This is a genomic window from Sphingomonas pollutisoli, assembly GCF_029167165.1.
Taxonomy (GTDB): Bacteria; Pseudomonadota; Alphaproteobacteria; order Sphingomonadales; family Sphingomonadaceae; genus Sphingomonas; species Sphingomonas pollutisoli.
Genome location: NZ_JARFNJ010000012.1, coordinates 73,376 through 92,740, shown reverse-complemented (window position 1 = coordinate 92,740; position 19,365 = coordinate 73,376). Strand labels below are relative to the sequence as shown.

Sequence of the window (19,365 nt, the reverse complement as noted above, 5' to 3'; positions counted from 1 at the left end):
AAGCTGGGGTCTTATTGAGGCGGGCGCAGCGTGCGCCACGGGGAGACCCCAGCTTTCGCTGGGGTGACGTCGTGTTCGGGCGCGGGGTGCGGATCATATATTGATATCCGTCGGCCGCGTACGGCGGATCCACGTCACCACCAGCATCCGCGTGAACACCACGGCGGTGAACACCGAGGTGCCGATGCCGATCAGCAGCACGATCGCGAAGCCGCGGATCGGGCCGGAGCCCATCAGCAGCATGATGATCGCCGAAATCGCATGCGTCACGTTCGCCTCGAAGATCGTGCGGCTGGCTTCCTTATAGCCCAATTCGACCGACTGGAGCACGCTGCGCCCGCGCCGCCGCTCTTCGCGGATACGCTCGTTGATGAGCACGTTGGCGTCGACCGCGGTGCCCACCGTCAGCACGAAGCCGGCGATCCCCGGCAGCGTCAGCGTCGAGTTGAGCAGCGCCAGCACCCCGACGATGACGATCACGTTGATGATGACGGCGAGGTTGGCATAGGCGCCGAACCGCCCGTAGGTGACGAACATGAAGATCATGACCGCAAGCACCGCGATCGTGCAGGCGAGGATGCCGGCGTGGATCGAATCGGCGCCCAGGTCCGGCCCGACGGTGCGTTCCTCGACGACCTTCAGCGGAATGGTCAATTTGCCGGAGCGCAGCGCGATCGCGAGCTGGTTGGCGCTGTCGACGGTGAAATTGCCCTCGATATAGCCCGACCCGCCGAGGATCTCGGTGTTGATCCGCGGCGCCGAGATCACGGTGTTGTCGAGCACCACCGCGAAACGCTTGCCGATGTTGGTCTGGGTGATCCGCGCGAACTTCTTGCCGCCTTCGCTGTTGAAGGTGAAGTTGACGATCGGCGCGTTGTCGTCCTGTCGGTTGCCCTGCGACGCGGTGACGAGCTGGTCGCCGGTCAGGATAGCCTGCCGTTTGACGAGGATCTTCCCACCCGGACCGCCCTCGGCGTCGGCGAGAAGCTCGGTGCCGAGCGGTACGATACCCTTAGCGGCGTCCTCGGGCGAGATCGGCGTCTCGTCGACCATCTTGAATTCAAGCTTGGCGGTCTTGCCGAGCAATTCCTTCAGCGCTTTCGGGTCTTGGAGGCCGGGCACCTGCACGACGATCCGGTCGCTGCCCTGGCGGACGATCGTCGGCTCCTTGGTGCCGAGTTCGTCGATGCGCTTGCGCACCACTTCGGTCTCATCGCCCATCGCCTGATTGAGCGCTTGGTCAAAACCGGCCTGGGTCGGCGTCATCACCACGCGCGTGCTGTCGACGACGTTCAGATCCCAGTCGCGCTGACCGGTCAGCCCGGCGCCGGCGGTCAGCTTGTTGAGCCGCTCGCGCGCGGCATCGACCTTGGTCACGTCGCGCAGCATGAAGCTGATCTTGCCATTCTCGGTGGCGATGTCGCCGATGTCGATCGCGGGCGCGCGCGACATCTCGCTCTGAATCTGGTCGCGCATCGCGTTGAAGCGCGTCTTGGCGAGATCGGCACTGTCCGCCTCGAGCAGCAGATAGCTGCCGCCGGCGAGATCGAGCCCGAGGTTGACGCGCGGGTGCGGGATCCAGCCCCACGCCTTGGTCTGCTCTTCGGGGAAGAAGCTCGGAATCGCCAGCGCCATCAGGCAGGCGAGCAGCCCCAGGATCGAGACGATCTTCCAGCGCGGGAAATCGAGCATCGGATCAGTCGTTCGCGGGCTTGGCGAGCGGGTTGGTCACCTCCGTCAGCGTCGCCTTGACGACGCGGATGCGGACATTGGGTGCCACCTCGACTTCGACATACTGGTCCTCGACACGCGTCACCTTGCCGAGCACGCCGCCCGCGGTGACCACCGAATCGCCCTTCTTGACCGCGTTGATCTTGGCCTGCTGCGCCTTGATCCGCTGCTGCTGCGGGCGCAGCAGCAGGAAATAGCCGACCACCGCGATGGCGATATACGGGAAGAACAGCAGGAACATCGACGCCACCCCGCCGCCGCCGGCGGCGGAAGCGGAATTGGCGGAAGCGGCAAGGGCTGAGGTGGCGAACATGGCGTCCTGAACAAAAGCTGCCGGCAAAGCGCCGGGCGCGGAGGCGGCAGCCGCCCCGCTTACAAGCGGCGCGCGCTATCATCATCACGCGGAGCGCGCAACAATCGGCTGCGGGGATGCCGCTCGGGCGCGGGACAGAGCGATCCCGCTTGCATCTGCGCGCCGCTGCGCTTACACGCGCCTCCCTCGGTCGGGGCGTAGCGCAGCCTGGTAGCGCATCACACTGGGGGTGTGGGGGTCGCAGGTTCGAATCCTGTCGCCCCGACCAGAGACATTAAGTTTGGCTGAATTCAAGCGGGCGGTGCTGTCGACCTGCATCGGCTTTGTCGGGCTTCACGCTGGCGTCAAAGACTAACGCGTGATGTTTAGATCGGCGCCCATCTCGCTTCATGTCGGCATCCGCCCTCTCGCGCCCCGCTCGGTCTTCATTGGTGGAGACAATTCGGCGTATCGCATCGCGAACCGGCTCTGGAGCGACTAACTCGCACCGCATTTGCCAGTAGGCGAACGCCTTGGAGGTTTCGTCGGTGCCTTCAACCGCGGCGCGATGATAGGCTTCCAGTAGCCCGACATAAGCAGATTGCTTCTCGCGGAATGCGCGCTCATCGCGTTGGGAGCGCTGAGACAGCCACGAATTCACGAAGGCGGTCACGATCGATCCGAGTCCGAACGCCGTTAGCAGAGGTACGATTTGCGACATGCTGCTAAGGTAACCCGATTCCTGGTAAGGTGCGAGCGACGCGAAGCTCTCGGCCGGTTCAGGCTGCTCGGCAGCACACGATTTCGCGAGATCGTGAGCGCCAAAAAATCCGCTTCCCTCCCAATTGTCGCATCTAGTTGACCTAATAGCAAGTTGTCGCATAAAAGCGACGCGTGGCATATCGAGTCAAACAGACGGAGGAATTCGAGCGCTGGCTAGATGGTATCACCGATCCTATCGCCCAGAAGGCCATCGTCCGGCGGATCATTCGCGTCGAGGGTGGCTTGTTCGGCGACGTCAAGTCGCTCGGGAGCGGGTTGTCGGAGATGCGGATCGACGTGGGGCAGGGCTACCGCGTCTATTATACGGTGATCGGCAACGCTGTGGTCTTCATGCTGTACGGTGGAACGAAATCCACCCAGCGGCGCGATATATCCAAGGCGAAGGAGATGGCCGGTGATATTGAGTGACGCGACCGCAGACGGCATCCGGTAATATTGGTCCATCCAAGGACATGGCAAATGAACACGCGTACCAAAGACTTCGACGCTTCGAAGTACCTTACCACTACCGAGGATCATGCCGAGCTTCTGAGCGACGCGCTTGAAACCAAGCACGCCGGCTACATCGCCGCCGCGCTCGGCACCGTCGCGAAATCGCGGGGCATCGCCCAACTCGCCGCCGAAACCGGCCTGAGCCGGCAAGCGCTCCACAAGGCGCTCAGCGAAAATGGCAATCCCACGCTCGATACCATCCTACGGGTGGTGGATGCGCTCGGCCTGCAACTTGCCGCCAAGCCGCAAGAGGTCGAGCACGCCTGAACTTTGGTCGCGGGCGGCGCCATGTTCCCCGCGCCGTCAGTCGCGGCAAAGCCGCGCCTCGTGGTGCGCTTTGTCGCGCTGGCCGATCTTGGCTGCGTGCGCATCGGCTTCGCCGACGCGTCTCGCCGTCTACGATGGTGGGCGATGACGGGCTCGAACCGCCGACATTCTCGGTGTAAACGAGACGCTCTACCAACTGAGCTAATCGCCCCTCTCGGGAGCGAGCGTCTTTAGCGCAAATCACCGGACTCGCAAGAGCGTCGCCGCCGTCGGTGCCGCGGGTGCGCGCGATATCGTCACGGTTGCATCTTTCGCACTTGTCAGCCAATGCGCCCGCACTATCTGCCCGTGCAGATATTTCGGAGACAGGCTTTGGCACGGCTCACCATCGAGGATTGCGCGACGCAGCGCGCGCCGGGGCGGATGCTCCGGCGGCTCGAACAGGACATCAAGACGCTGCTCGAACGGCGCTTCGCGGTGGAGGACATCACCTTCACCCAGTGGATCGCGCTCAAGGTCGTGCGCGATGGCGCGATCTCGAACCCCGGCGAGCTGGCGCGCGAGCTCAACATCACCACCGGCGCCACCACCCGCCTGATCGACACGCTCGAGGAGCGCGGGCTGATCCTGCGCGATCGCAACGCCGAGGACCGGCGCGTCGTCGGCCTCAAGGTCACGCCCGCGGGCGAGGCGATGGTGGCCAAGATCGGGCAGATCGTGGTGGCGGGCTGGAACGAGCTGATCGCCGACTTCGAAGAGGATGAGGTCACCCAATTCGCGTCGATGCTGTCGCGGCTGCTGGTGGTCGCCGAGCGGATGCTCGGCAAGGAAAACACGGGTTTCGCAGGGGAGACGGGGGAGTGATCCGGCCGATGATGAAACGGGGCGTCGCGGTGGCGACGGCAATGCTGCTCGCCGGCTGCGCGAGCGTGCCGCATGACGCGCCGCAGGTGACGCAGCTCAAGCCGGCCGCGCTCGGACTGAGCGACGCCACGCCCACGCTGTCCGATCGCTGGTGGGAGTCGTTCGGCGATCCGCAGCTCGGCCGGCTGGTCGATCTCGCGCTCGCCGACAATCCCAATCTCGCCGGCGCGCTCGCGCGCGTCCGCGCCGCGCAGGCGGCGATCGACGTGCAGCGTGCCGGGCAGGCGCCGCAGATCACCGGTGACGCCGGGCTTCAGGCCGAGCGGTTCAGCGAACATTACATCATCCCGCCGCCTTATGGCGGGCGCACCTATGCGGTGCCGTCGCTCGCGGCGAACCTGTCGTGGGATCTCGATCTGTTCGGCCGCCAGCGCGCGCTGGTCGCGCAGGCGCGCTCGAGCGAACGCGCCGCCCAGCTCGATGCCGCCGCCGCGCGGCTGACGATCGCGACCTCCGTCGCGCAAGCCTACGCCAGTCTCGTCCAGGCCGATCGCCAGACCGAGATCGCCGACCGCTTCGTCGCCACGCGCGAACAGGCGCTCGGCTATGTCCAGTCGCGCATCAAGCACAAGCTCGCGAGCGAATTCGAGGCGCGCACCGCCGAGACGCTGCTCGCCGAGGCGCGGCAGGCCAAGGTGCGCAGCCTCCAGCAGCATGATCTCGCGGTGCATGCGCTCGCCGCTTTGGTCGGGCGCGGCGCGGATTTCTATCCCCAGATCGCCGCGCCGACGCTGGCGCTCGATCGCCCGCCGCCGGTGCCGGCGGTGCTGCCGGCCGATCTGCTCGGCCGCCGTCCCGATCTGCTCGCCGGGCAGGCGCGGATCGACGCGGCGGTCTCGGGCCAGGCGGTCACGCGCGCGGATTTCATGCCCAACGTCAACATCTCGGCGCTCGCCAGCCTGGCCGCGCTCGGGCTCAGCCAATTCTTCACCGCCGGCTCGGCGCAGGTGTCGGGCGGCGCGGCGGTCCATCTGCCGATCTTCGAGGGCGGGCGGCTGCGCGCGCAATATCGCAACGCCGGCGCCGAGCTCGACCGCGCCGTCGCCGATTACAACGCCAGCGTCATCACCGCGGTGCGTGATTCGGCCGACGCGATCACCAACGTCCGCGCCGCCGATGCCGATCTCGCGCAGCAGGACAAGGTCGTCGCGGGCCTGCGCGATACGGTGCGGCTCGATGCGGTGCGCACCTCGACCGGACTCGGCTCGCGGCTCGACGCCGTCGATTCGGGCTTCCGCCTGCTCGAAGCCGAGCAGCAGCGGATCGACGCGCAGGCCAACGCCATCACCCAACGTATCAAACTCATCGCCGCGCTGGGCGGGGGCTTCGACCCTCAAGTCGCGGTGGCCGCCAACACCAAGGGGTCGGGACTATGACCGAAGAATCGATGCGCTTTGACCGGGAATTTTCGCGCGACGACGCCGGCGACGCGCCGGTCGCCGCCGCCCCCGCCGCACCGGCGGCCCCGCCGCCGCCGCCCGCGCCGCCCCCCGGCAAGCCGCGCACGCGCCGCATCGCGTTCATGATCTTCGGCACGGTGCTGCTGATCGCCGCGCTCGCCTATGCGATCCACGTCCTCACCGCGCCGCCGAGCGAGGAGACCGACGACGCCTATGTCGGCGGCAACGTGGTGAGCGTGACGGCGCGCGACGGCGGTACCGTGCTCGCGATCCATGCCGACAACACCCAGGCGGTCAAGCGCGGCCAGCCGCTGATCGATCTCGATCCCGCCACCACCGATGTCGCGCTGCAAGCCGCCGAGGCCGCGCTCGGCCAGGCGGTGCGCGGCGTGCGCTCGGACACCGCCTCGGTCGACGAGGCCGGCGCCGAGATCGCGCAGGCCCGCGCCGATCTCGCCAAGGCGCGCAGCGATCTCGCCCGCCGCAAGGGCGCGGCGGTCGACGGCGCGGTCTCGGGCGAGGAGGTCAGCCACGCCGCCGATGCCGTCGCCACCGCCAGCGCCGCGCTCAACCTCGCGCTCGCCAAGCGCGCGCAGGCGGCGAGCGCGGTCGCCGGCACCAGCGTCTATACCAACCCGCGCGTGCTCGCGGCGATCGCCAACGTTCGGCAGGCCGCGATCAATTCGAGCCACATGCGGATCGTCGCTCCGATGGACGGCGTGGTCGCACAGCGCACCGTTCAGCTCGGCCAGCGGATCGCGCCCGGCACGCCGCTGATGGCGGTGGTCCCGCTGGACAGTCTGTGGTTGGACGCCAATTTCCGCGAGACGCAACTCGCGAAGATCCGCGTCGGCCAGCCCGCGACGATCACCGCCGACGTGTACGGCAGCAAGCTTGCCTTCCACGGCCATGTGCTCGGCCTTGGCGCCGGTAGCGGCAGCGCCTTCTCGCTGCTGCCCGCGCAGAACGCCTCGGGCAACTGGATCAAGATCGTCCAGCGCGTGCCGGTCCGCATCGCGCTCGATCCGCGCGAGCTGCGCGCGCACCCCTTGCGCGTCGGCCTCTCGGCGAACGTCACGGTTGATACCAGCGATCAGTCCAAGCCGCTCGTCGCGATGAGCTCGCCCCCCGCCGGCGGCACGCAACAGAGCCTCGACGGTGGCCCGCAGGTCGAGGCGCGTATCCGCCAGATCATCGCGCAAAACCTCGGACGCGGTCGGTGAGCACGCAGCCCGCAGCGGCCGCCGGGCCGCCGCCGCTCGCGGGGCTCGCGCTCGCGGTCACCGCGGCCGCGCTCGCGCTCGGCACCTTCATGCAGGTGCTCGACGGCACGATCGCCAACGTCTCGCTGCCGACGATCGCGGGCAGTCTCGGCGTGAGTTCGGACAACGGCACCTGGGTCATCACCTCGTTCGCGGTCGCGAACGGCGTGACGGTGCCGCTGACCGGCTGGTTCATGCAGCGCTTCGGGGTGGTCAAGACCTTCACCGTCTCGGTGTTCGCCTTCTCGGTCGCCTCGTTCCTGTGCGGCATCGCCTGGGATCTGCCCTCGCTGATCTTCTTCCGCATCCTCCAGGGCGGCGTCTCCGGCCCGATGATTCCGGGCAGCCAGGCGCTGCTGATCGCGATCTTCCCGCCCCACAAGCGCGGCACCGCGCTCAGCATCTGGTCGATGACGACGCTCGCCGCGCCGGTGATGGGGCCGGTGCTCGGCGGCTACATCTCCGACAACTATCACTGGAGCTGGATCTTCCTCATCAACGTGCCGATCGGCGTGGCGGCGGGGTTCGTGAGCTGGCAGTCGCTCAAGTCACGCGAGACGCCGACGCGGAAGGTGCGGATCGACACGGTCGGCCTGATCCTGCTCGCCTTCTGGGTGTTCAGCCTCCAGACGATGCTCGATCTCGGCAAGGATCGCGACTGGTTCAACAACCCGCTCATCGTCGTGCTGACGATCTGCGCGGTGGTCGGCTTCGTCGCCTGGGTGATCTGGGAGCTGACCGAAGGCCAGCCCGCGGTCGATCTCACCTTGTTCGCGCGGCGCAACTTCGCGCTCGGCACGCTGGCGATCTGCCTCGGCTATGCGGTGCTGTTCGCCAACAACCTGCTGCTGCCGCTCTGGCTGCAGGAACAGATGGGCTATACCGCCACCTGGGCGGGGCTGGTCGCCGCGCCCGCCGGGATCATGGCGGTCATCATGACGCCGATCATCAGCCGGCTCAGGATCGACGTGCGCTGGATCGCGTCGTTCGCGTTCGTCTGTTACGCGATCTCGTTCTTCATGCGCTCGCGCTACACGCCCGATGCGAGCTTCCTCGTGCTCGCGGCGCCGCTGTTGTTGCAGGGCGTGGCGATGGCGGCGTTCTTCGTGCCGCTCATCACCATCCTGCTCGATGGCGTTCCCCCGGAAAAGGTGCCCTCGGCGTCGGGCATCTCCAACTTCGCGCGCATCACCGCGGGCAGTTTCGCCGCCTCGCTCACCACCACCTTCTGGGATCGGCGCGAGGCGCTCCACCAGGCGCGGCTGACCGAGGCCGGCAGCGACTGGTCGCCGGTCTATCGCCAGGCGCTCGAACAGCTCCAGGCGTTCGGCGCCAGCCCCGGCCAGGCGGTCGGCGTGGTGATGCGGCAGATCGTCGGCCAGGCGTATCTGCTGTCGTCGCTCGAGATCTTCTGGCTGTGCGGCTGGATCTCGATCGTGCTGGTCGGCGTGGTGTGGATGGCGAAGCGCCCCGCCCCCGCCAATCACGGCCCGGTGGCGGATTGAGGTCGTGGTTGGGCGGTGCCGAGCCGCCCCGGCCATCTCGTAAAACCACCGTTCGTGCTGAGTAGCGGCCGAGTAGCCCGCAGGGCGTATCGAGGTCGCGTATCGAAGCACAGGCCCCGCGCGCGACCTGTGCTTCGATACGAGCTCTCGATACGGGCCTTTGGCCCTACTCGATCTCTACTCAGCACGAACGGCTGGAAAACGCCATCGCACCCCTCACTCGGGCCCGACCGGCGCAAACCATCCCCGTTCGGCCCGAGCGAAGTCGAGGGCCGGCCCACGGGCGCAGGTGCCTCGACTTCGCTCGGCACGAACGGTTTGGGAGATAGTACTGGGCTATAGCTGGAGCCGCCCCTCACTCCGGCTCGATCGGCCGCCCCGGCGGCAGCCGCAGCACCCCGATCAGCCCGCCGGTGATCGTGCCGAGCCCGAACGCCTCGATCTTGCCGATCACATGCTCGCTCGCCACGCCGGCGACGATCGCGACGGTGAAGATCACCGCGAGCGCGGCGAGCGTCGCGAGATAGGCGATCAGATGGTCACGCTGGTTCATCATATCCTCCTCCTTGCCGCTATTGCCCGGCCAACGGCCGCATCAGCGCGGCGGCGTCGATCCCGGCCGCCGACAGGATCGCGCCGCGCGTGCCGGGGTGGACGCCGTTCCAGCCCGGCGCGTCGGTGATCCGATAGGCGCTGGTCGCATCGGGCAGCGTCGTCCACGGATCGGCGATCAGCACCTGCGTCGCGCCATTGCCGCCGATGCCGCGAAACTGCCCCGCGCCGGTGCCCGACACGATTTCAAGTTCGGCGCCGCGCAGCGCTCCCGGTGCCCATGCCTTGCTCGTATCGTTGAAGCTGTTGCCGGTGTTGCCGCCGGTCGACGTGCCGCTCGCGTAGATCGTTGTGGCGGGCGGCGAGAAGCCGCCGTCGCGCGTCGGCACGCCGTCCGCATCCACCTCCAGGCCCGCGCAAGGGTCGGCGACGCGCGCCACGCCGGCATTGACGATCCCCGCCACCTGCGCGTTCGCCTGCGCGACGAACCCGTCCGGCCCGGACTCGCGCAGCCATTGGTTGAACAGGACGCGCGCGGCCTCATAGGCGTCCTTGCTCTGCCCGGCCATCGTCAGGAACCCGTCGGTCGAGGTCGGCGCGGGCAGGATCGTCGCGGCGATGAACACCTGCCCCGGCGCGCCACCCCCGCGCGGCATCATGAACGCCTTGGCCGCCTGCAAGCGCACCGCCTTCATCGCCGCGACCGCCTGCGCGGGCGCAAGCCCGAGCACGCCGATGTCGTAGCTCAGGTCGTTGCGGCCATAGGCCCACAGCACATGCGTCGCATAGCCCGACGCCTCGAAGCGCGACGCGAAGTTCCACATCTGCACCGCGTCCATCTCACGCTCGCCCGGCAGCGCGAGCAGCATGTGCGGATAGGCCGCGAACGCGCGCAGCGCCCAGCCGCCGGTGAAATAGCCGTAGCCCGCGTCATCCACCTTGGCGACGATACTGTCCCCCGCGATCGCGATCGACGGCGCGACCGATCCGTCGGCACAGGTGCCGAGCACCGCCAGCGCGGACCAGCCGGCGGCGAATTGCGGCGCGCCGACGGTCACGTCGCCGGCGGCATTGTCGAACACGCGCTCGGCGGTGGAATTGACCGCATAGCCCTCGCCGCTGTCGGTGCCGAACCCGCTGGTGCCGCCGCGCAGCGACACCGTGCTGAAATACTGCTGCCCCGCCGCCGCCTGGGTGACGGCGGAGCGTTCGTAGAAAGCCGCCCCCGGCGCGAGCGACGCCGAAACGGGATCGGACAGCATCAGATTGGGGAAGGCGTAAGCGGCGGTCGCGGGCGTCAGCGTCGCGGTCGGCTGCCCGCCCCAGCGCACGGGTGCGCGCGGCTGCTGCTGGTCGGTCCTGGTGCCGGCGAACTCGAACGCGCTGTGGACGGTAATGGGGTAGGGGTTCTGCCGCTCCTTGGGCGCGGACGGGCTTCCCGCCGAGCTGGTGTTCGCCCAGCCGTAATTGCCCGCGAGCAGCCGCAGGCCCGTCGCGGTGCAGCCGGCGAGATTGCGATGCAACACGCGCACCGTGTTGGACGTGCCCGCGCCCAGCGTGGCGGCGAGGCCATACCATTGCTCGGCGCCCGAGATGACCGAAAGACGCGGCTGGCGCGTCGCGGCGGCGGCGTTGGCGCGCACCGCGAGGCCGCGCGCGGCGGGATCGCTCCCGGCGGTCGCAGATGTGGCGACCAGCAGCGCGGCGAGCGCGAAGGCGAACCGCGCGCTCATTGCGCCACCACATAGTTGAGCGTGCCCGCGCGCACCCCGCACAGCAGATACACCTGCGTGCCGGCGATGGTCTCGGCGGTGATCGCGCTGTTCACCGGCGCGGTATATGGCCCGCCGATCGCCACGTCGAAGATCGTCAGCGGCAATTTGGTCGTGCCGCCGTCGATGCTGTCGCGCATCTCGCAGGAGAATATCGCGTCGTCGGCGCTCCACAGTTTCAGGCCGATCTCGCGCCCGAGCTGCGGCACCATCGGCCCGATCGTCGCGGTACCGTCCGCGAAGCGCGCCGCGCCCGAGGTCGGCGTCACCGCGCTCGCCGTGACGCTGCCCGCGAGCGGCGTCGAGATCGCCGCGCCGAGCGGACCCTGCGTGGTCGGCAGCGGCGCCGTCGGGCTGACGGCCATGCAACTGCTGTCGCTCTGGCGCACGCACGGCGCCTGGATCGGCGCATAGCCGCCCGGCGCCTGCACCGACGCGGCGCTCTGCGCATGCGCCGGCGCGGACAGCAGCGCGGCGGCGAGGAAGAGAAGTCTCATGGAGCGAATCCCTGCTGGCTTGTGACGCCGCAGTCGCTACCGCAATCGGCACGCTGTAGGACAGGGATTTAACCGTTGTGGTTATAAAAGACGGAACCGTCCACGCGCTTCCCCAACGCCGTTCGCACTGAGCGCAGTCGAAGCGCGTGCCCCAGGCGGCGCGCGCGACACGTCCTTCGACTGCGCTCAGGACGAACGGATCGGGGGGGAGGGCGGGGCTCAGGAGCAACGAACGGGAAGGACGAACTACCCCACCCACCCCGCGCCATCATCCCGCCCCGCCGCCGCCACCCCCGGATCGCGCCACCCGCTCCCCAACCCCGTTCGCACTGAGCGCAGTCGAAGTGCGTGCCCCAGGCGGCGCGCGCGCGGCCCGTCCTTCGACTGCGCTCAGGACGAACGGATTGGGGGGGAGGGCGGGGCTCAGGAGCAACGAACGGGAAGGACGAACTACCCCATCCACCCCGCGCCATCATCCCGCCCCGCCGCCACCCCCGGATCGCGCCACCCGCCCCCCAGCCCGTTCGCACTGAGCGCAGTCGAAGTGCGTGCCCCAGGCGGCGCGCGCGCGACACGTCCTTCGACTGCGCTCGGGACGACCGGACTCGGGGGGAGGGCGCGGCTCAGCACCAACGAACGCGAAGCTCCGGCTACCCCACCCACCCCGCGCCATCATCCCGCCCCGCCGCCGCCACCCCCACCAGCGACCAGCCCGCCGGCAGATAGTCCACCGACATATAGAAATAGAAAGCGCAGCTCCCGTCGCGGCGATAGCTGCCGCCCTTGAGGATCCCGAAAGCCGCCGTCCCGCTGAACACCGGCGCGCCGCTGTCGCCGCCCATGCAGGTCGGCCCGGCGACCGTCACCCAATTGGGCAGGCACGCGCCGCCGCACAGATCGCCCGCCGGCGCGAAATCGGTCAGCTCGACCTCGGCGCAGCTATAGCCGGTGCGCTCGCCGCGGTGGCAGACGAAATCGCCCGCGCGCGTGGCGTCGCGGGCGCGCGCGGCGGTGACGGGCCGGTCGATCGTGCGCGCGGCATCGACGTAGAACAACGCCGGGAGCGGCGCCACGCTGAGGTTGATCTGCACGTCCTGATAGCCCCAGCCCCATTGGCCGAGGAAGTCGAGCGGCACGATCCCGCCGTCCGGCGCGCGGTAGCGAAGCACGTCGGGGCAATGCGCGGCGGTGGTGACGCCGAAGCGCGCGCCGTCGGTGACGTTGAACCCGGTCGTGCACAGATAGCGGCGGCTGTCATCGGGGTTGAGGCCATCGACGCGCGATCCGCCCTCGGGCGCGAAATCCGCGTCGCGCTCGATCATCCGCAGCCGCACCGGCACCCCGGCGAGCCCCGCGATCCGCTGGCGGATCGCCGCGCGCTCGGCCGGCGCGGCGCTGCCGATCGTCACCACCAATTCGCCGGTGCGCTGGTCGAGCCCCATGCTCGGCGGCGACGGCAAAGCGGCGCGGATCGCGGCCTGATGGTTGGTCATCGCCCACACCACCTGCTCGCGCGTCGCGCGCGCGCCGGTGCGGAACACCACCGGCACCACCAACCCGCCCGCGACGATCCGCTCGGGCGGCACCGGCGCGGCGCCGGTCAGCGTCACGACGATGCGATAGGCCGGACGATGCTCGATCGCGATGCCGGCGAGCCGATCGCGAAACCGCACGGCGAGCGCATCGGTCGCGGCCACGCTCTCCGCCTGCGCGCGCAGCCGCCGGATCGCCTCTTCGATCGGCACGTCATACTGGCGGGCGTATTCGGCGCCGTCCTGAAGCAGCGCCTGGCTTTCGGTCTGCGGGCCGGGCAGCGGCGGTGCGACTGGCGGCAGGTTGGACACGGCGACCACCGGCGCGGCGAGCGGCGGCGGGATGAGTTGCGCGGTGGCGGGGGTGCTCCAGAGCGGGAGGGCGAGGAGGAGGAGGGTGAGGAGGCGGGTCACACTAATACGTAGTCCGGTGGTGCGGCAGATGCACGTTAGGGCGCGCTTGGCATAAAGGAAGCACGAGCCGGATAGACAGGCTTGAAGATTAGGCGACCTCCGGAGGAAGGCCGCGCCGCGCCGCGATCTGCGCTGGCATAGTGAAGATGTATCGGAGGGCCATGTCCACGAAACCCCGTTGTGCTTCGAGATCGTCACGGGACACACCATCGACTTCATGCGCGCCTTCGTTGCCGATCAGTTTAACCTGATCCAGCCATTCGCCGAGAGGAGCCGGGAGATGGTGCTCAGCTACCAACTGCTTGATCCTAGCAGCGAGCATACCCTTCATCTCTGGGTAAGCTTTCTTCAGCCCGATTTCGAGGGCACGGCGGTACATCATGGCCGCTGCCTCCTCACAGCCCAACGAGGAGAAGTTGTGCTCGGCTTGCCCAAGCGCGCGCTCGACTTCGGGCGGCAGGTCGTCCGGTATTCTGGCCGCTTCAGGGGCAGGCCACACTTGAACAGGAACTAGTTCAGTCGAATTTAAAGAACCGCTTCGTTGCATGATGTTGACAACACGCTGGTGTAATGTCTGCCAACTGTCGCCAAGCGCCGTTTCGTATTGAAGGGCAATCGGCATGCCGCACTGTCGACAAGTGGCAGCAATGGCAGCAAACGGCTGCGCTACAGGATCGCTGGCCCCGACCTTCCATCCGATGACTTCGAATGTCATATTATGAGCGCGGCAATGGGGACAATCGGCGGTGAGAACGATCAATGAGGGAACTCCAGATCGGGTGCAATCCCGCGCGCAGCGAGACGGTCAGCGGCCGCCAAACGTTAATTTTACTACACCATTTTCAATGCACGGTGCCAAGAACCGACCCAAGCGCTTCGCGTTCAATACGATTGATCGACGTGGTTTCATCCCCACGATAGATTGGAAGCGCAGCGAGACGATTAGCTGCGCGCCTACGCAAATCCTGATTTATGACGTTCTCGCGCTCCAATAGGGCAATGACTTGTACCGGTTCCTTCACCTCATACAGCGATTGCATCTGAAGGAAGATCGCGTCGTTCACGCGCTGTGACGACGATCCGAAAAACAAGGCGACAGGCGGCCTGCCCGCGCCTCGGATCACCATGTCAGGGATCGTGTCTGACAGCGCAGGGCTAACAGCCTTATCTTGCTCGACGATGGCTTTCCCTTCCATGCGCTCGATCACACGATTTGCCGCGTCCTCCTTGAACGTGCTGGTAACCTTGTCCTTCGTAAGCAGCAGGAAATCGTTGATGCGCAGCATGAAAGACAGGAAGCGCATTGCCGCGCGTGGGATATCCTGCTCGGTCACCGGCCCGGTGTGCAGAAGCATTTCGTCCTCGTCGAATTCCACTTCGTGCGCCGCAAGCAGTGCTTCGAAGGCTTCGGTGCGCGTATCCGTGGAGAAATCGACCCCAGCCCCCTCAAGGTACGCGATCGTTGCTCCGTCGTCCTCGACGCGGAATATACCGGGACGCATTTTATCGCGAACGATGTAGAACGCCACAGCGTCGCCATCGTCCTTGCGGAACGTGGTTGTGACAGCAAAACCGACCGGAACATCGGTCAATTTCAGATCACCACAGAAGGCCTGGCAGAGAGCCTCTTTCACATGAGCGCGCCTTTTTCCTCGATCCGGAAGAATCGCATGGTTCGATGCCAAAGCCAAGCGTCCTGCCTCCCGGCCATCTCGCTCGTAAACGCGGTCTTTCTGTGGCGCATGCGTGCGTTGGGTAGGCGCTTAACCCATGGCCCATGCACAAGGGTTCCTGTGGGAGCCGTATCTACGTCGTTCCTCTCACCACAAAGGGTATGGAGATGCCAGCCCGTTACATGATCCACGTGGTATTCGTAACAGCACAGGACGGTCAGGTCGCGACCGTTCCACATCGCCAGATGAGCGCTGGCCTTGCTCTTGTCGAGGTTCACAAGAAGCCGAACCACAAAGCGGCGGCCCGCATAGGAAAATTCAACAAATCGCCACTGCCATGCAGCGCCGTAAGACCACGCCTTCTTACCGGCCTTTGACAAAGGGAATTTCGCTTTAGGAATCTTGCCGGAACCCCAGTCCGAGACCGAGATTTCGACCTTGGCTCCCCTAATAACGTCCTGAACCCGCATCATTGTAGACTGCTGGCGGAAACATACGACGTCAACTACTTCCCTTGCTCGGGCCGCTTGACCCCGCCCCCGCCCTGCGCTCCAACCGCTGCCAGGGGGACCAACCATGCGCGACTCATCCGGCACCAAGGCCTTCGCCTTCACGGGCGACTGGCGCGAGTTCGCGCCGATCGCCTTCACCAATCTGTTGCTGAGCATCGTCACGCTCGGCGTCTATCTGTTCTGGGCGCGCACGCGCGAGCGGCGCTATCTGTGGAGCCACACGCGCTTCATCGACGATCGGCTCGAATGGACCGGCACCGGGCGCGAGCTGATGGTCGGCTATGGCCTCGCGATGCTGATCTTCGTGATCCCGTTCGGCTTCATCAACCTCGTCGTGCTCAACAGCGCGATGATGCGCGGGCATGAGGGGCTGGCCGGGCTGATCGGCCTCGCGCTGTACCTCGCCTTCTTCTTCCTCACCGGCGTCGCGATCTTCCGCGCGCTGCGCTACCGGCTCAGCCGCACGCTCTGGCACGGCATTCGCGGCGGCAGCGACACTTTCGGGCTGGCGTTCGGCTGGAGCTATCTGTGGAAGAGCGTGCTCGGCTCGTTCACACTCGGGCTGCTCGTCCCCTGGACGATGACGAGCCTGTGGAACGAGCGCTGGGGCGAGATGAGCTTCGGCCCCTATCGGTTCGAGGCGAACGCGCGCGCCGCGCCGATCTTCCTGCGCTTCCTGCTGTTCTATCTGGCGCCGGTGGTCTTCGTCTTCGCGGTGATCGCGCTGGCGGTGCTGGGCGTGTTCGCGGGCGGGCTGGGCTCGTGGCGGAGCCTGCCCGCCGGCGGCGCCGCGCCCTTCGTGCTGTTCGCGGTTGTGGCGGGGTTCTACGTGCTGTTCTTCGTCGTGCTCGGGCTGATCGCCTTGGTCTATTATGCGGCCTATTTCCGCGAGGCGGTGGGGGCGCTGCGGCTCGGCGACCTCGAATTCGCCTTCACCGCGACCACGCGGGATTGGATCGCGCTGTTCGCGGGCAACATCGCCCTGGTGGTCTGCACGCTCGGCATTGGCCAGATCTTCGTCGGCTACCGCAACTGGAGCTTCTTCATCCGCCACATGCACGCCTATGGCGAGATCGATCTCGCGAGCCTCACCCAATCGACCACGCGCCGGCCGGGCCAGGGCGAGGGGCTGCTCGACGCGTTCGACATCGGCGCGATCTGATGCGCGTGTGGCATTACGACGGCGTGAGCGCGCTGCGCCGCGCGCCCGATTTCGTGGTGACGGGGGATGCGTTCCGGCTGGTCGAAAGCGACAGGTCGGAGGGGCCGTATCCGTTGGCCGATCTCGTCGCGCGCGACTCGGTCGACGGCGACGCGATCTTCGGCCTAAGGGGTTCGAGCGGCTGGAGAATAGGATTCCCCGGCGGCGTCCCGGCCGATCTCGCGCCGCTGCTCCCATCTCCAACACGCTACGGCGGTTGGATCGACCGGATCGGCCTCTGGCCCGCGGCCGCGCTGTGCGCGATGTTTGCCACGATTGCCGTCGCCGCGTTCCTGATGACGCCCGCGCTCGTCGCCCGCGCCGTCCCGCGCTCGGTCGAACGCAAGCTCGGCGACATGATGGCCGGCGATTTCGGCGACCGCGCCTGCGCCGGCCCGAACGGCCCGCAAGCGCTCGCCGCGCTCGTCGCGCGCATCGATCCGGGCGATCCAGACGCGCGCGTCAGCGTCGTCAACCTGCCGATCGTCAACGCCGTGACATTGCCGGGCGGCCGCATCGTGCTGTTCGACGGCCTCATCAAAGCCGCCGCCTCGCCCGATGAAGTCGCCGGCGTGATCGCGCACGAGCTCGGCCATGTCCGCCACCGTGACGTGCTCGAATCGTTGCTCCGCCAGCTCGGCTTGAGCGTGCTGCTCGGCGGGCTCGACGGTCATGTCGGCGGCTACACCAATGCGCTGCTCGCCTCGGCATATTCGCGCGACGCCGAGGCGCGCGCCGACGGTTATGCGATCGACGCGCTCGCGCAGGCGCACATCTCGCCGCTGCCGACCGCGCGCTTCTTCAAGCGGCTCGCCGCGGGTGAGGACGGCGGCGGGATCGGCCGCCTCACCGCGTATCTCTCGACGCATCCGATGTCGCAGGACCGCGCCGCCCGCTTCATCGCTGCGGCGAAGCAGCACCACGACGATCGTCCGGTGCTGAATGCCGATCAATGGGGCGCGCTGCGCGACATCTGCTCAACCGATCCCAACGCACGCGCGCCGGGTCTCCGCTTCTAGGTTTGCCCGGCGTTCCGGCCGCGCGTAAGGTGGCGCGCATGACCGATCCCCGCCCAGCGCTCGCCTATCATCTCACGCCGGGCGCAGGCCCGACGATCGTCTTCCTGCCCGGCTACGCCTCGGACATGACCGGCGCCAAGGCGCTCGCGATCGAAGCCTGGGCGAAGGCGACCGGCCGCGCGTTCCTGCGCTTCGATTACGGCGGCTGCGGCGCGAGCGAGGGCGCATTTGAAGACCAGACGCTCGCCAACTGGCGCGACGATGTGCTCGCGCTGCTCGATCAGTGCGTCGAGGGGCCAGCGGTGCTGGTCGGATCGTCGATGGGCGGCTGGCTGATGCTGTTGATCGCGCGCGATTACCCCGCAAAGGTCGCCGCGCTGGTCGGCATCGCGCCAGCGCCCGACTTCACCGACTGGGGCTTCACCGTCGAGGAAAAGCTGGCGATCCTGTCCGGCGGCCGGCTCGAGCGCCCATCGCCCTATGCCGACACCCCGACCGTCTATACCCGCACCTTCTGGCAATCGGGCGAGGCCAACCGGCTGATGTTCGGCCCAATCGCCATCGACGTGCCCGTGCGCCTGATCCACGGCATGTTCGATCGCGACGTGCCGTGGAACCGAAGCGTTCGCCTCGCCGAACTGATCCGTTCACCCGATGTCCAGCTTACGCTCGTCAAGGACGGCGATCACCGATTGTCGCGCGATGCGGATATCGCACGGATCATCGGCCTGATCGAACAGGTTGCACCGCGCTCATGATCCTGCCCCTTCTGCTCCTCGCCGCCGCGCAGAAGGCGCCGCCCCCCACCAATCCGACGCAGAACCGCTATGAACGCTGCGTCGATCTCGCCGGGCGCGATCCCGCCGCGGCTGAGGGTGAAGCGAGCCGCTGGATGCTCGATGGCGGCGGATTTCTTGCCCACCAGTGTCTTGGCATCGCCTATACCAACGAAGGACGTTGGTCCGCCGCCGCCGCCGAGTTCGAGCTGGCGGCGCGCGCGGCCGATGTCGCCCGCGATGATCGCAGCGCCTATTATTGGGCGCAGGCGGGCAATGCCTGGCTCGGCGCCAAGGACGCCAGCAAGGCGCGCGCCGATCTGGACGCGGCGCTCGCACCGCACATCCTCGTCGGCTTGCAAAGCGGCGAAGCCTATCTCGATCGCGCGCGCGCCTTCGTCGCCGCCGGCGACATGAAAGCCGCGCGCGCCGATCTCGATCAGGCGCTGCTCGCGGCGAGCAGCGATCCGCTCGCCTGGCTGCTGTCGGCGACGCTGGCGCGGCGCGTGGGCGACATGCCGCGCGCGCAGACCGACATCGCCGAAGCGCTCAAGCGCTCGTCCGACGACGCCTCGGTCCAGCTCGAAGCGGGCAACATCGCCGCGAAATTGGGCGACGAGGCCGGCGCGAAAACGGCATGGGGCCGTGCCGCGCAGCTTCAGCCCGGCAGCGACGCCAACAAGGCCGCCATCGCGGCACTGGCGCAATTCGACACGCCGGCAAAGCCGTAGCTGGCACTCACGGGCCCGCGCGCCTATCTG

Annotated in this window: 20 protein-coding genes and 2 tRNA genes; 11 read left to right on the top strand and 11 right to left on the bottom strand. The window is 67.5% G+C overall.

Going from position 1 to position 19,365, the window contains the following annotated elements:
* Positions 1 to 93: 93 nt before the first annotated feature.
* On the bottom strand, positions 94 to 1,692 hold the full coding sequence (secD, locus tag PX554_RS21420) for a protein translocase subunit SecD (RefSeq protein ID WP_275504508.1): 1,599 nt from the start codon (positions 1,690 to 1,692) through the stop codon (positions 94 to 96).
* 4 nt (positions 1,693 to 1,696) lie between these two features.
* Entirely contained in the window at positions 1,697 to 2,044 is a 348-nt protein-coding gene (gene yajC / locus PX554_RS21415; protein ID WP_093226167.1) for a preprotein translocase subunit YajC, read from the bottom strand.
* Positions 2,045 to 2,235: 191 nt separating this feature from the next.
* Here yajC and PX554_RS21410 point away from each other — a divergent pair.
* Positions 2,236 to 2,312: transfer RNA gene (locus tag PX554_RS21410), tRNA-Pro, on the top strand.
* Between the two features lie 6 nt (positions 2,313 to 2,318).
* On the opposite strand, the gene PX554_RS21405 is transcribed toward PX554_RS21410, so the two are convergent.
* Positions 2,319 to 2,696 (bottom strand): hypothetical protein, encoded by a 378-nt coding sequence (locus tag PX554_RS21405; RefSeq protein WP_275504507.1) that lies wholly within the window; start codon positions 2,694 to 2,696, stop codon positions 2,319 to 2,321.
* Positions 2,697 to 2,917: 221 nt separating this feature from the next.
* Between PX554_RS21405 and PX554_RS21400 the strand changes: the two genes are divergently transcribed.
* Both PX554_RS21400 and PX554_RS21395 read left to right on the top strand, forming a co-directional pair.
* On the top strand, positions 2,918 to 3,214 hold the full coding sequence (locus tag PX554_RS21400; protein WP_275504506.1) for a type II toxin-antitoxin system RelE/ParE family toxin: 297 nt from the start codon (positions 2,918 to 2,920) through the stop codon (positions 3,212 to 3,214).
* Positions 3,215 to 3,265: 51 nt separating this feature from the next.
* Positions 3,266 to 3,565 carry an addiction module antidote protein gene (locus PX554_RS21395; protein ID WP_275504505.1) on the top strand — a complete coding sequence of 100 codons (300 nt, stop codon included), beginning with the start codon at positions 3,266 to 3,268 and terminating at the stop codon, positions 3,563 to 3,565.
* A 135-nt stretch (positions 3,566 to 3,700) separates the two neighbouring features.
* Here the strand turns inward: PX554_RS21395 and PX554_RS21390 are convergent.
* Positions 3,701 to 3,776: transfer RNA gene (locus PX554_RS21390), tRNA-Val, on the bottom strand.
* A 161-nt stretch (positions 3,777 to 3,937) separates the two neighbouring features.
* On the opposite strand from PX554_RS21390, the gene PX554_RS21385 reads away from it, so the two are divergent.
* From PX554_RS21385 to PX554_RS21370, 4 genes are read left to right on the top strand one after another with little or no spacing between them, the layout of a single operon-like run.
* Positions 3,938 to 4,429 (top strand): MarR family winged helix-turn-helix transcriptional regulator, encoded by a 492-nt coding sequence (locus PX554_RS21385; protein WP_275504504.1) that lies wholly within the window; start codon positions 3,938 to 3,940, stop codon positions 4,427 to 4,429.
* Positions 4,430 to 4,437: 8 nt separating this feature from the next.
* A complete protein-coding gene (locus PX554_RS21380; protein ID WP_275504503.1) occupies positions 4,438 to 5,865 on the top strand; it encodes an efflux transporter outer membrane subunit in 1,428 nt (475 codons plus the stop codon).
* On the top strand, positions 5,862 to 7,112 hold the full coding sequence (locus PX554_RS21375; RefSeq protein ID WP_420833478.1) for an HlyD family secretion protein: 1,251 nt from the start codon (positions 5,862 to 5,864) through the stop codon (positions 7,110 to 7,112). The genes PX554_RS21380 and PX554_RS21375 overlap by 4 nt, the downstream gene beginning before the upstream one ends.
* Positions 7,109 to 8,656, top strand: a complete 1,548-nt coding sequence (locus PX554_RS21370) for a DHA2 family efflux MFS transporter permease subunit (protein WP_275504502.1) — start codon at positions 7,109 to 7,111, stop codon at positions 8,654 to 8,656. The genes PX554_RS21375 and PX554_RS21370 overlap by 4 nt, the downstream gene beginning before the upstream one ends.
* A 355-nt stretch (positions 8,657 to 9,011) precedes the next feature.
* On the opposite strand, the gene PX554_RS21365 is transcribed toward PX554_RS21370, so the two are convergent.
* From PX554_RS21365 to PX554_RS21335, 7 genes are all read right to left on the bottom strand, one after another.
* Positions 9,012 to 9,212, bottom strand: a complete 201-nt coding sequence (locus PX554_RS21365; protein WP_275504501.1) for a hypothetical protein — start codon at positions 9,210 to 9,212, stop codon at positions 9,012 to 9,014.
* A gap of 16 nt (positions 9,213 to 9,228) precedes the next feature.
* Entirely contained in the window at positions 9,229 to 10,941 is a 1,713-nt protein-coding gene (locus tag PX554_RS21360) for a hypothetical protein (protein ID WP_275504500.1), read from the bottom strand.
* On the bottom strand, positions 10,938 to 11,477 hold the full coding sequence (locus PX554_RS21355; protein WP_275504499.1) for a hypothetical protein: 540 nt from the start codon (positions 11,475 to 11,477) through the stop codon (positions 10,938 to 10,940). Before PX554_RS21355 ends, PX554_RS21360 begins: the two co-directional genes overlap by 4 nt.
* A gap of 650 nt (positions 11,478 to 12,127) precedes the next feature.
* Entirely contained in the window at positions 12,128 to 13,423 is a 1,296-nt protein-coding gene (locus PX554_RS21350) for a chymotrypsin family serine protease (RefSeq protein WP_275504498.1), read from the bottom strand.
* Positions 13,424 to 13,511: 88 nt separating this feature from the next.
* Positions 13,512 to 14,183: a DUF4145 domain-containing protein gene (locus PX554_RS21345; RefSeq protein WP_275504497.1), complete on the bottom strand. Its 672-nt coding sequence runs from the start codon at positions 14,181 to 14,183 to the stop codon at positions 13,512 to 13,514.
* A gap of 82 nt (positions 14,184 to 14,265) precedes the next feature.
* Positions 14,266 to 15,057: a DUF1828 domain-containing protein gene (locus tag PX554_RS21340; RefSeq protein WP_275504496.1), complete on the bottom strand. Its 792-nt coding sequence runs from the start codon at positions 15,055 to 15,057 to the stop codon at positions 14,266 to 14,268.
* Entirely contained in the window at positions 15,054 to 15,569 is a 516-nt protein-coding gene (locus PX554_RS21335) for a hypothetical protein (protein ID WP_275504495.1), read from the bottom strand. Before PX554_RS21335 ends, PX554_RS21340 begins: the two co-directional genes overlap by 4 nt.
* A gap of 103 nt (positions 15,570 to 15,672) precedes the next feature.
* Between PX554_RS21335 and PX554_RS21330 the strand changes: the two genes are divergently transcribed.
* From PX554_RS21330 to PX554_RS21315, 4 genes are read left to right on the top strand one after another with little or no spacing between them, the layout of a single operon-like run.
* Positions 15,673 to 16,770: a YjgN family protein gene (locus tag PX554_RS21330; protein ID WP_275504494.1), complete on the top strand. Its 1,098-nt coding sequence runs from the start codon at positions 15,673 to 15,675 to the stop codon at positions 16,768 to 16,770.
* Entirely contained in the window at positions 16,770 to 17,828 is a 1,059-nt protein-coding gene (locus PX554_RS21325; RefSeq protein WP_275504493.1) for a M48 family metallopeptidase, read from the top strand. The genes PX554_RS21330 and PX554_RS21325 overlap by 1 nt, the downstream gene beginning before the upstream one ends.
* A gap of 38 nt (positions 17,829 to 17,866) precedes the next feature.
* Positions 17,867 to 18,586 (top strand): alpha/beta fold hydrolase, encoded by a 720-nt coding sequence (locus PX554_RS21320; RefSeq protein WP_275504492.1) that lies wholly within the window; start codon positions 17,867 to 17,869, stop codon positions 18,584 to 18,586.
* Positions 18,583 to 19,335 (top strand): tetratricopeptide repeat protein, encoded by a 753-nt coding sequence (locus tag PX554_RS21315; protein ID WP_093226216.1) that lies wholly within the window; start codon positions 18,583 to 18,585, stop codon positions 19,333 to 19,335. Before PX554_RS21320 ends, PX554_RS21315 begins: the two co-directional genes overlap by 4 nt.
* Positions 19,336 to 19,365 lie beyond the last annotated feature (30 nt).